Annotated in this window: 4 protein-coding genes; 1 reads left to right on the forward strand and 3 read right to left on the reverse strand. The window is 49.9% G+C overall.

From position 1 onward, the window contains the following. Nucleotides 1-526 precede the first annotated feature (526 nt). Nucleotides 527-2,581 (forward strand): cell wall-binding repeat-containing protein, encoded by a 2,055-nt coding sequence (locus tag ISALK_RS14185; protein ID WP_160723443.1) that lies wholly within the window; start codon nucleotides 527-529, stop codon nucleotides 2,579-2,581. Between the two features lie 98 nt (nucleotides 2,582-2,679). On the opposite strand, the gene ISALK_RS14190 is transcribed toward ISALK_RS14185, so the two are convergent. The 3 genes from ISALK_RS14190 to ISALK_RS15435 form a co-directional block, all read right to left on the reverse strand. Next, nucleotides 2,680-3,822: a YibE/F family protein gene (locus ISALK_RS14190; RefSeq protein ID WP_160723445.1), complete on the reverse strand. Its 1,143-nt coding sequence runs from the start codon at nucleotides 3,820-3,822 to the stop codon at nucleotides 2,680-2,682. Between the two features lie 209 nt (nucleotides 3,823-4,031). Further along, entirely contained in the window at nucleotides 4,032-9,779 is a 5,748-nt protein-coding gene (locus ISALK_RS14195) for a DUF6359 domain-containing protein (RefSeq protein ID WP_160723447.1), read from the reverse strand. A 317-nt stretch (nucleotides 9,780-10,096) separates the two neighbouring features. After that, nucleotides 10,097-13,300, reverse strand: coding sequence for a S8 family serine peptidase (locus tag ISALK_RS15435; protein ID WP_160723449.1), 3,204 nt, complete (start codon nucleotides 13,298-13,300; stop codon nucleotides 10,097-10,099). Nucleotides 13,301-13,421 lie beyond the last annotated feature (121 nt).

A 13,421-nucleotide genomic window follows, 5' to 3' on the forward strand; every position in this document is an offset into this window, starting at 1 on the left:
TTTATTAAGGTTACCCAAAAACATTATACCTTGGTAATTTCTGTATTTTACAAAATCACGATTACCGCCAGCAATCTGGTGCTTATGTTTTAACTATTTAAGGACATTTTCTAAAAGGGTTGACACTGAATTAGTTTACCGCAAGAGGCAAACTATGAAGATATTATAGATAACCCTGATGACTATCTTCGTATTGATGAGAGCATCACCGTACATCAGACAAAGGGCCCATAAAAATGAGAGGTGTTTTGTAGAAAAAACTTGTTTCCTAAAAAAAGCTTACTTCTCCTTCGTCCTAGAAATCAATCGTCGGTCCGGCAACCCTCTTTTTATATCATTTTGCCCCCCTAAAGATAGTGAGATTTCAGAATTAGGGGGTATAATAAAGCTAGACTTGTTAAGCTTTAAACACATCATCGATGACCGTTTTTTTGAAGAAATAATTAAGAAGGAGGGTGATTTGTATTATCATGGGGTTTTGTCCGCCGAAAGAAGAGTGTTTCACAGGAAAAGGAGGAAATCGCGTATGAAAAAAGTAGCCGTTTTACTGATTTTCGCCATGGTGTGTCTAATCGCTTTCGGAAGTGTTCAAGGTCCGGTTTTGGCCGACGAGGTAAACTGGGATGACTACCGGATTGCCGGGGCCAATCGCTATGAAACCGCCTATGAAATTGCAAAAGTTTTTAATGCCGATGCGGACCGGGTACTTATTGTTCGGGGAGATGAAGAAGATGAAATGCCACAAATTGTTGACGGTCTTACCGCCAGCGCCTTAGCGGGGCTATGGGACGCTCCGATTTTATTAGTGCAGCAGGACCGCTTGCCTCCCGACACCCTTGCTGCCTTAGAATCCATCGACCCTTCGGAAGCTTATATTATCGGAGGCCTAAATGCCATTGAGCAATCGGTGGAGGACGCCATCGCCGCCCTAGATATTGAAACCCGACGAATAGCAGGGGACAATCGTTATGAAACCGCCGGGGAAATTGCTATGGAGTTTGAAGCCGCCGAAGGTAACATCGCTCTGATTACCAACGGGAACGACGAAAATTTAGTGGATTCCTTAACCGCGGGTCCCCTGGCATTTATGGGCCATCCGATCCTTCTTGTCAACACCCTTCGAGGGGAAGTTCCCGATGCAACCCTTGATGCCATTGATGAGCTCGGGGTGGAAGAACTGATTATTATCGGAGGTCCCAGTGCGGTATCCACCGATATTGAAGACACGCTGAACGCCATAGACGGGGTATCGGTACTTCCCCGACTGGCGGGAGCCAACCGGTACGAAACCTCTGTGGCCGTGGCCAACTTTGCGCCCTTTGCCGATAATGATCTAGCCTATCTTGTAAACGGTTTCGGCACCCGCTTTGTAGACGCGGTAGCCGCCTCCACCCTAGGAGCGCCTATTGTGTATTTTAACGGTAACCGGGAAGAGATTCCCCAATCCGTGATCAACCACCTTCGAAACCTGGAGAACTTCATGGCCATCGGCGGCAATATGGTGGCGCCGGATTCCATTCTCCAAAGAGCCAAGGAGGTAACCGGGGTTCCATTAATTGCCCCTAGGGTACAAACCGTATTTGGTATGGATTTGATCACCAGTGAGTACTGGCTGCCCAACAGTGAGGTTGACATTGAAATCGAAGGGGAGGAAGGCACGGTCTTTAGCCACTCGGTCACCGCCGACGAAGAGGGTGGTTTCCAGCTGTACTTCTCTGAAACCGATACGGAGTATCAGCTTCAAGGGGGAGACCTTCTGACAATGACCGATAATATGGAGCGACAGCTGAGCTATGAGATTCTTTTCATAGACGTAACCGAGGTGGATACCGAAGAAAACACCGTAATGGGAATGGCGGATCCGAATCAGGAAGTGGAAGTATATATTGATACCTCGGAACAAGGAGACGACTACGATGACATGCCCCGCTTAACTGTCACGGCCAATGATGAGGGCGAATGGACGGCGGACTTTACGGATCAATTCGAAATGGGAGATGATCTCTATGGAGGGGCCTTGGTAATGAACGAGGAAGGGAACGGTTCCATTTTCTATTGGGGTACCGCCACACCCCAAGTTACTATTTATCCTCAAGAAGATAACATCACCGGTTTCGGATGGGGGGACCAAGTGACCCTGACGATCAACGATACTATCACCTTCACAGTAGATACCGACGGAGGATGGTTTGATGTTAAAGGGCATGGCGATCAGGAGCTTATCCTTCAAAGCGGACAAGAGATTCTAATAACCGACGGGATCACCACCTATACCTTTGAAGTGGCCGCCCTGGAAATCCTGGCGGTTAACAGAGCTGCAGGAGAAATTTCCGGAACCGCCGAAGCCGATACGGAAGTCCTCCTGGACATTAGCACTCCTTGGATGCAACCGGGTGGAGGGCCTCCCATAGAAGTCCTCAAAGAAACCCTTACCGTGGATGCCCAAGGAGAATGGAGCTTCTCCGGCGACCCGATTGATGTAAACGACGATATCTATGTAATCGTAGAAAGCGAAGACTACGGCGAACTGGTCCGCACCGTGGACCGGGATCTTGGAGAATACAGCGGTTCTGCTGAGTAAAGATCGAAGGAACAAACCGAAGGGGACGGAGGTGTTTGAGTCATGAGGTGACTCAAACGCCTCCGTCCCCTTTGGTTCCCCTTTTGGTAGGCTTTGATTCATTGCTTGAACTTGGCCATATTGGCGGATACAAAGGCGGTGATGGGCACCGTCAGGACCAGACCGATGCTTCCCGATAGGGCCTGGGTCACTTCGATGGCGATCATGTCGGTGTTGATAAAATGATTATAGGGCATTCCGTAGGAGACGGAAATAATAATCACTCCCAACATCCCTCCTACAAATACCAAAATCAGGGTGTTGGTCATGGTGCCGATGATGTCCCGGCCCACGTTCATGGCCGCGGCGAAGAGATTCTTTTTGGAGATCTCCCGGTTTTGATCATAGAGTTCAAAGGTGGCCGAGGCGATACTCATCCCCACATCCATTACCGCCCCCAGAGCAGAGATTAAAATCGTCACAAACAGCATCCCCTGTATGCGAAGGCCTGTGTCGTCGGCGATGAACATCAACTGCTCCGCATTGGGAGTATGGATTCCGGAAATGTTTCCTACTCGTCCGGCCACATAGGCCATCAGGCCGGCAAAAACCACCCCCAGGGAGGTTCCGATAATTGCGCCGAAGGTTTTTTTCGACCAACCGTTTAACAGATAAAAGTTTCCGGTGATGGATAACACCGCGGTAATAATTCCCACCACCATGGGATGGGCTCCCCGGATCAGAGAGGGCACCAAAAAGAAAAGAATCAGTACACCGGTAAAGAGCAGGGAGAAAATGGACATCAGCCCTTTTTTCCGTCCCACGATCAGCAACACGAAAAAGAGAAGCCCCACCAATAGATAAACGGCGTTTCTTCGCTCATACTCATAGATCACGATGCTCTGCATCTCCCCTTCGTCCTCTACAATACTGACAATCAGGGTCATGCCTGCCTCCGCCACTGTGTTGTAGGCTCTGCCGATGGAGTTGTTCACCGACAGGGTTTCCCCTGCAAAGGTACCGCTTAATACTTCTATCTCCAGTTCCTGAAAGCCGGTGTATACCCCTTCAATGTTTCGATCTTCACTCAGGCGCTCCGCGGTAACATCCAAAACCTTCGCCCGTTCAAACTGCACATCCCGAGCGGGGGCAAAAGCCTCACCATCCAAAAGTCCGGAAGTGAGAATGGCCGCGATCCCAATGGCAAGTAATAGTACAATGGAAAGCAAATCTTTTTTAGCCGGTAAGGCAGTTAACGTCATAGTTTGACTCCTTCAAATTCATTCGTCGGACAAAGGTTGTTCATCGCTTCGTCCTTCGTTGATTCTTCACTGATCATTCCTTATGTAGTCTTAAACCGCACTGTGATAAAAACCGTCACAGTGCAGCTTAAGATCAACCTAGCCTTAGAATTTCAACACCTTAACAAGACATCGAGGGTTTTACATACGTTTCCTCCGGTGATTATTCATTATTGTTGTTCATGTCGATGGTTCGGTCCACCGGCGTGGTCCGGTCTTCCCCGGCCGTTGCCCCGTTCTTCCTTGTTGGGTCCTCCGGCGTGATCCGGTCTCCCATGCCGCGGGGGCTCCTCGGGATTGTTCCGCTCACCGGGAGTCTCCGGTCTTCGAGATCGATCAGAGGGATGGGTTTCGTCGGGCTCTTCCGGTTCTTCGGGATCTTCGATATCAAAGGGATCAATCAGTTCCATATCCTCATAGAATCGAACCCGAATTCTCGCTCCTTCGGAACCGACGGAAGCGTTTCCGGTAACTTGGACAAAGTCCCCTTCCTCGAAGCGGCCCATATCCGCGCCGACGTAGCCGTCCACATGAATTCTCGCATCTCCGCTGCCGTCATTGACCACGAAGTAGCTTTCCGTTTGGTTATGCTCCACGATTTTTCCCTTGGTGGTAACCAGCATACCGGCGTATTGATCCTCCATGGCCTCTTTCGTACTCAGTTCAATGGGCTCCACCTCATCCACGGGACCCACATAGAGCACCTGGTAATTGTACTCGTCAAAGGCGATTTCCAGCTCCCCTTCAAAGTACATCACCTCTCCGGTAACTAGTACCTCGGTGCCCACGGGCAGGTTGTTCTTCGCCTGGGTTCCGTAGACATTGACGCCGGAAGTTTCGTCCTGAATATAGAATACGTCGAAGAAATGATCCGTGGGTGCGGTAACGGTTCCCCGTACGGAGACAATATCTCCCTCCGCCGCTTCTTGCCGAACCTCTTCGATGGTCATATACCGATCATAATCCGCTAACCAGTCGATGATTTCCAGGGTCAGGGCGGTGTTGCTCTGATCGTTTCCGATTTCAAAGTCGGAGTAGAAGTGACGTCCTGCGGCCACCACTTTTCCACTACCCACTTCTTCCTTGGCAATAATCGGGATGTCCTCTCCGTTTAAGTCGCCCTTTTCATTGTAGACATGGGCCGAGGGTCCGGGATTTGCCGTATAGGAGGTCTCGTTTCCTCCCAGCAGGATTTCCAGATTCGTCTCCTCGTTATTGGTCAGTGGAATGTAGTTTCCATCCTCGTCCTCCGCAACCAGGGAGCTTCCGCTGAAGATTCGAACCGCTTCCATATTCCGATTCAGTCCGCTTTGGGTGTAGGGCAGGTTGTAGCTGACAATGGACCATACCATCCCGCCGGTGTACTTGTCGGAATCCTCCGGTTCATACACATTATCATCGTTAAAGCGGATGGTGGTTCCCATATCCCGCATCAACGGATTGAGCATCAACGGATTATTTCCGTGGTTGGACTTGTTGGCCACCATAACCGAGCCTCCGTCGTCCACCCAGTTTCCGATGGCTTCGGTTTCCGAATCGGTAAAGTTGTCGTTCTCCGAATCGGGAACGTTAATAATCATTACGTCGAAATCCTCCAACAGTTCCTCGGTAATCGGCTCTTCGTTCAGTACCGCTTCATAACCGTACAGTCGAAGCATTTCAATCATTTCCAGTACCGTTCCCGGAACATCGGTGTTGTTATGGGAATTATCAATCATAATTCGCTTACCGATGGGATTTACGACGGTAACTCCGCTGGAGATTTCCGTTACCGTGGTAACCCCGTCAATGTCAGTGAGCACGGCGTAAATCCGGTGACGTCCCGGTTCAATGTCGGGATCCGGGGTCCATTCGGTACTCAGTTCCACGTTGCTGCCCGAGGTCATACGGTCGCTGTAGGTGTCTTTTCCGATGAGCATGTCTTCATCCTCGGGATCGTTCAAGTAAAAGGATACTTCCACTTCCTCGTCCACGTGGCGAATTCCCATGTTGGCCACCGTGGCCGTCAGTTCCGTTTCAAATCCGGGCAGGGTGGGATCGGGATCCACATTCAGGGCCGTAAGCTTCAGGTCGTACTCGCCGCCGGCAGTAAAGATCGGTGAGGAGGTTCCCCACAGTCCCATATCATGAATGACTTTCACCACAAACCATTCCGCTCCTCCGGCGGCTTCCACGGAAGGACTCCACTGAGCACTGTCGGTTCCGCCGTCAAAGGTCATCTCATCAATAATCGTACCACCGTTTGTGATCAGTTGAATCTTTTGAATGTCCACTTCACTGTCTTCCGCAAGGATTTCAAAATCAATGTCCTCACCGGGATCCACGTCGATAACGCTGCCCATCCAGTGATCATTCCCCTTAAAGGTAAGTTCTAAGGTTCGGGTTTCCGTGGAGTACATTCGTCGCTCATTCATGGCATCCACTACGGAATCCGTGGTTAAATCCTCGGCAATCACCGCTGTAAGGGTGTCGGGATCTCCCCAGTTTTCCGCATGGTTGTCCTGGGCGTTCATCGCCCCTACTCGCCAACCGTTATCCAGGGCCTTCCAATAATGCCCTTCGGAACGGGTGTAGCTGTAGGGAGGTGCCCCGTTGGCCACTTCAATACCGTTGAAATAACGGTCCATATCCGGTACGTAGGCCAGATCCGCAAAGGAATCGTCGGGCCAGTTGGGATGGTTGAACATGTTAAACACGTTCTCTCCCGGTCGGGTGGAAACATCGGCGGCCCATTCGTAGTAATCCCGAAGGGGTACCATCTGACTTTTCGCTTCCACATAGGTGCTGGAGTTAATGGTATTGGCATGGCCCCAGATGCTGGAGGTCTGCTCAAACCCTCTTAGGGCCAGGAAGTCTTCGTTTTCACTGTTGAAGGCTTCCGCTTCCAGTCGGGTGCTTAACCATTCCGAGGGTTCCCCGGTTTCCGGATGATTCCTTTCCACATACTCGTCCCTGGACTGATCGTATTCGAAATTACCATCGGTAACCCCGTCCAGCCAGTTGGAGTGATCGGTAATTGCAAGAAAATCAACGCCCCGGTCCCTGGCATGGTTAAAGGCCTGGGTGGGGTCTCCCGCACCGTCGGAATAGGCGGTATGGGCATGGGGGATTCCGTAGAAGAAATTGAAATCCGTATCGGGAATCTGCACCGTAAAGAACCAGGCAAATTCATTAACCCCTCCGTTGGAATCCGGCACATGGACTTCCACGTCCTGATCTCCAATAGCCAGGTCTTCCGGCACCTGATAGGATACGTGATCGTTTTCCTGATCGACGTTGGCATCCACTTCTTCGCCGTTTAGATACATTTTTATTTCATCATACAGAATATCTCCCGCTCCCTGAACCTCCGAGGCTTCCAGGTCCACGGAAATCAGAGGCGTGTTGTCATACACCGTGGTAAAGGGTGCCGGTTTCGGATTCAGTACCAGGGGCAGGGTGGGATCCTGTTGTCCCGGTCCTGCGGTTAATCGAAGGTCTTCCCCATCCATCAGCTTTAGCTGGGCACGGTCATAAAAGCCCACGATTCCTTCAACGAAGTACCAGTCTCCCTCTTCAATACTATCCAGATCAAAGTTCTTTGCCCGTCCGGAATAAACGTAGGCGCTGTCCTCTTCATCCCGAAGGGTAAAACCGTGGTTGTCGGTTCCCCGAACTTCTCCGGGATACATGGTCTCTACCAGCATGCCTTCCACGTCAAAGCCCACATGGAATTCTCCGGCGGTGCTTACTTCATTGATAGGGTCCCAGTCGCTTGTCTGTCGAATCGCCGGTTCCCCAAAGTAGTTATCTTGCTGTCCCGTAACCAGGACCACTCTTCCCACCGCATCGGGATTTAACTCAGGATTAAAGTCGTCCCGGTATCCTGCGGGCAGAGCCACATTGATGGTTTCCCCGTCATCATGAAGATCCCGGATCTCCATGGCGAACTCGTTATTCGGCAGGGTTTCCGTGATCACCCCTTTTACGGTCACCGTTTCTTCATTGTCTTCATATTGTTCCAATACTTCCGATACATTCATATAATTATTGGTCTGCGCCACGGACTTTAAGGACACTTCCTTGGCTTCAGGAAGTTCATTGTCTTGGCTGAGAATCTCAATACTCTCCTCTAAATCCCCGGGGACAAATTGCAATTCTCCTCTGAAAATCCCCAGCTCACCGGTGATTTCCACTTCATCCCCCGATTGGATCACATCACCGATTCCCGGCAGGTTGACCTGCAGTCCGCCCATATCGTCCTGAATATAGGCTTCCCGAGCGGAAAACACATGGGTTACCGTTCCCGTCACCGTAACCTCAACCTCCATGGGGATCTTTTTTGCCTCTAAGGGGGATAACACTCCCTCAATGGGCTCCTCGGGATCCTCTTCGTCTTCGGAATCCGCCCATTGATACTCTGAAGGACTTCTCAGTCCCGGTACACCGAAGTAGTCTTCCAAATCTCCGGTAATTTGCACCTTTCGGTGATAATTATCCGGATTATCCTCCAAATTCAATTCGCTTCGGATGGATCCCGCAGGCAGCTGCACCGGTAGGATCTTGTCCGGGTCCGTCTCTTCGGGATCATCGGCCATGGCCAGGTTGGTATCACTGGTAAAAGGCGGCTCTAACTGATAATTCCCGCCGCTGATCACCGTTCCCACGATATATCCTTCCACGGTGCCTTCCCCTTCATTGTTGTCAATGGCTTCCTGTACGGTTAGCACGCCCTCCGGGGGCGCCTCCTCTAGGTAAATGTCTTCTACGCCCCGCAGCATGATCCGCTCGCCGAATTCATTGTGCTGCACAACGCCGGTCACATCGATGATGTCTTCTTCTTGAAGCATGGCTGCCACGTCATCGTAGTCGTCGCCCGTTCGGTTATCCAACCGAAGGGTTCCGTCGTTGGCGCCGTCGGTCACCTTTATCGTGGCGGTATCATAGCTCTCTCGAATCAGTTCCAGAACTTCCACTTCCGAAAGGGCCACCAGTACACCGTCATGTTCCCCATCCTCTATTCCCTCTACCTCAATGGATTTCGGATCCGGCTCCACGGTGTTCTCGTCGACTACCTCCAGAGCATCAATGGAAATTTGACTCTGGCCTCGAAATTCTCCCCGCTCTCCGAAGATCCGAACCGTTTTTCCCCGGTCCACTTCCGATACCATATCTTCGTTCCCGGTAAAGCTGTAAATTCCTCCGGTTTCGTCCTGGATATAGAATCCTTGGCCGCCGAAACTTCCCGGTTTGGTGGTTACAATCCCCTCGGCCACCACTTCCGTTCCCAGTTCCGCCTCCCGTACTTCTTCGACGGGCATAACCTCCAGGTCATCATCATCGCCGTCTCCGGGGTCGTCACCGTTGTCCGGTTCCTCCATCGAGGCCCATCGGATATTATCCACCACAATTTGTGCCCGGTCACTTTCACCGGATGCGTGGCGAAGTTCCAGGGTAAAATCTCCCTCAACATCGATATCCTCCACAGAAAATACCTGTACTCCCGTATCCTCAAGGTCAAGGTCAAAAACCCCATAGGATTCATCGTTGATAAAGAGCTCCACCGCCCGGGCATTGTTGTTGGTGAATCCCTTTTTCAGGTCCACGGCAAACTCCTGAATGCCCCCGGGGATGTCTTCGGCATAAATCCTACTGTCATCACGAATGCCCCCAAGCATCAGGCCTTTTCCGTCTATTTCATAACTCCCAAGACTTCCTCTTCCTCCCTGATAATGCCATTCAATTCCGTAATTCCCGGTAAAACTTCCGTCTATATAGCTTTGGGAAGTGTTATCCAGATTGTCGAAGGTTTCAATGTAAACCCCTTCTTCTCCCGGGTTTTCGTAGGCGAACACCGGTGCTGAAAAACTGAAAAAACTGGTTATAACCATTACTACTGCCAACAAAATACTCAACTTCTTGGACATTGACCTATTCAAAAAATCACCCCTTACCTAATTTTAACCTGTAACGATAACACCACTACCCTCCTTTTTTCGTTATTTTAATCAGCTCCTCCCTTATATTTCCTGAGACCCGCCGATTTTTTACCTCCCTTTTCCTTGAGCTGTACTTTTCGTCATGTACCTTTTATTATATTACAAGGTTGTTAAGGATTGGACATTTTCTATGGAAAAACAGGAAATAATTGAAAATTAAGAGTTTAGTACTATATGACTTTGGTACCAAAGCCCCTTCCCCTCCACCGGAAGAAAAAAGCTCACCGGAAAAAGGTGAGCTTTTTTCTTCATTCCTTCTAGTTTCTTCCCCGTCCTCTTCCGGGATTGGGCTGGAAACTATGGGGCGGTCGATTGCCTCTCATTAGACTTGGAGACAGCTCATAAACCCCTTCATTTCCTGCATAGTCTTCGATCATGATTTCCACTTTTTGATTCGGTCTAAATTCAAAGTCTTCAATGACGTATTCCTGTTCTCGAGCTATAAAGTCTTCATACACTTCACCATCTACCCGAAGTTCCATGTATACCGGTCCCACACCTTCATCGGATACGGTCCAGCTAAGTTCTTTCGCGTCTTGATCATATTGTACTTCCTCCGCTACCGGCGCCTTAGTATCCACCAATAGAGAGATCTGCTTGGTTTGCCATACAGCGTCTTCATAATGAGGTAGGGCGGCGATCTCATAGTAGTACTGACCGTCCTCTACGATATTGCCCTCATCGTCCATTCCGTCCCAGCCAAACTCTTCGATATAGTATCCGGGATTGTTGGCAAAGGATTTTCGTAGCCATTCTTCGGTATGAATTTCCCGCACAACCTCCCCGTCTTCATTGAGGGCTCTGAACTCGATCTTCGCTGCATTACGCATCATGGAGAATACGGGAATCGCCATATACCTTGCATCTTCATTTCCCGGGGAGATGGCGATGCGGTCAATCAATCCTTCATCTTCATATTCGGGATCGAATCCAAGGATGAATCCGTCCTGGTCTACCAGTACTCCGTTTCCGAATACCGAGGCTTCTCCGTAGTAGTCAAATCCGTCCAGAACTCGCGGACTGTTTTCTCCCGCCCAGTCGCCGTAGAAGCCCACATAGGGGACTACCAGATCAAGTCCTCCCCCTCCGTCAACGTCGTCCTGATCGATTAATCGAATGAATCCTTCCACAAATAAATTCGGATAATCCACCACCGGATACTCTTCATATCCTAAAGAAGGATGGAAGGCGGGGATTTTTGCTTCGGAAATATCCACGGTTACCGTAACGGTTTCCGTTGCTCCCGGCTCAATGGTTACTTCCTCATCACCGGTAACGACGGCGTCCACTAAGGGGGCACTGTCCATCCACTGCCACATTAATACCGCAATCAACTCATCCACAATCACGTCCACTTCCACATCATAGGTTACCGCTTCCTCACTATGATTGGTGGCCTCTAAGGTCATGGTGAACTCCTCTTCCTCAAAGTCCCGAAGCTGTACCTTGGCTTCGCCGTCATACTCGTTAACTACGGTTACCGGAGACATAATCGCCTTATCCGGTCGAATCATACCCGCCCCTTGTCTTCTCGGGGAGTACAGGTTACCGAAGGGGTCTTCTATGGGATCCGCCGTATTCATATGACGAATCTTAGACATTTCCGCTACGTCTTCTCGGTCCATGCCTTCGTTTAATAGATATTGCTGTACCAAAGCCGTACTTCCCGCCACATGGGGAGCCGCCATGGAGGTTCCGCTCATGGAGCCGTACTGACCGTCTAATAGGGTGGAGTAAATCATTCCACCGGGGGCGGTGACTTCCGGCTTCATATCCAAGGTCGGGGTGGTTCCCCAGGAAGTAAAGGCGGACATTTCACCTGCGGTTGGATTCGGCGCTTCAATGGTTCCGTCGGGGAAGTTCAGAGTTATCGGCTCTTCCAATTCCGCCAGTTCCGAACCTGGTTCTGAACCGATAAACATCGCCGGTATTTCTCCATTGTCCGGATACTGCATATTAATCAATTCATTGGTTCCGTCATTATTGAATATGATTACCGCCTTTGCCCCGGCTTCCTGGGCATTCATAATCTTTGCGGTAAAGGGGAATTTCCCTCTGGAAATTAAGGCAACTTTTCCTTCTAAATCCAGTCCCTCGAAATCATTTTGAGGTTCCAGGTCTGCTTCGATATAATCCTCTTCCACGCCACCAAGACCTGCATAAACATATTCTTCTTCCTCTAATACATCGGGAATGTAAAAGGGTCCCGCAGGTGTGTAAGGTGCCTGGATTTCTTCTCCGTCGATTTCATAGGTTAAATAATTGTTCAGGGTTGCCACATTATCCATGGATGCCACGGATATGGAGTCCTTATTTAATGACGGGGCGCCCACAAGACCGACATCGGGATTTTCTCTCCAAGGGAATCCGATGCCATCGGTGGAGTAGGCGGAGTTCCCTGCGGAGATGGCAAATACCACGCCGTCTTCCCGGGCATTGGTAATCATCTCGTCCACGGCGCTATTGGGCTGATAGAAGGAAGCCACCGCACCAAGACTCATGTTTACCGCGTCCACACCGATTTTCAGTGCGTCTTCAATTCCTCTTAGATAGATGTCATCGGAGGTGGATGGGGTTTCCGGATCCTCACTGAACACCTGAATATCCACCAATTGGGCCTTCGGCGCAACCCCTCGGATTTCTCCGTCGGCGGCCACGGTTCCCGCAACGTGCTGTCCATGGTTTCCGTTCATATCTTCCACGGTTTGCTGATTATCAAAATAATTATAGCCATATACGACCTTCGGGGTTTTATATTCTCCCACCAGTTCCAGTTCATCAATATGTGCTTCGTCGACGACTAGATCGTAGTCTTCATAATCGGGATTAAAATCGGGATGGGTCCACTGAATGCCCGTATCCACCACGGCCACGACCATACCTTCCCCTTGATATCCCAGTTCCGACCATACGGCTTCGCTTCCGATCATCCCATGGGTGAATTCCATTTCCGGCGTAGGGTCCGGTCGCTCGTATTCATTGGAAATAAATACGTCCTTTACCTGGGGAACCTCTTTGAGGGCTTCAATTTCATGCCCTTTGGCCAAGGCACTAAAACCGTTGATGCCAACGATATAGTTATGTAGCACCTCGATATCAAATCCCCGTCTTTCCAACATTTTAATGATTCCCTGCTGCTCTCCTAAAATCCCCCGCTCCAGGTTTTTTCGGATTCCCGCAGGAAGTTCGTGATACTTTTCATCCATATCCTTGCTCTCTTCAATGGCTGCATCTCCTGTAAGCTGTACGATTACCCTGTACTCCTTATCGGGATCCCAGGTGGTGAAGTCCTCGGGATTTAGACGATTGGGCGTATCCGATAATTCCGTTTCCTGTTGAAGATAGTTCTCTAATACCTGGTTTCTTTCATGATTCTCCGGTGTCGCTCCCAACATGGATAAGCTGGAAAGTACCAACAACAATACTAATACCCCTGCTAACTTTCTCTTCGAATAGTACATACATACCTCCTTTTGATCCTCGCTTCATCCGACCCTTCCCAAAACCGCTTTTTCACCCCCTTGAAAATGATGTTTGATGTATGATAAATAATAAAAACAAAATAAAAAGCATATAAAATTT

This window comes from Isachenkonia alkalipeptolytica, from assembly GCF_009910325.1.
GTDB lineage: Bacteria > Bacillota > Clostridia > Peptostreptococcales > T1SED10-28 > Isachenkonia > Isachenkonia alkalipeptolytica.

Excerpts from the sequence above, each read along its gene's own strand:
- ISALK_RS14190 (WP_160723445.1), bottom strand. The coding sequence starts at position 3,822 with ATGACGTTAACTGCCTTACCGGCTAAAAAAGATTTGCTTTCCATTGTA.
- ISALK_RS15435 (WP_160723449.1), bottom strand. The coding sequence starts at position 13,300 with ATGTACTATTCGAAGAGAAAGTTAGCAGGGGTATTAGTATTGTTGTTG.
- ISALK_RS14185 (WP_160723443.1), top strand. The coding sequence starts at position 527 with ATGAAAAAAGTAGCCGTTTTACTGATTTTCGCCATGGTGTGTCTAATC.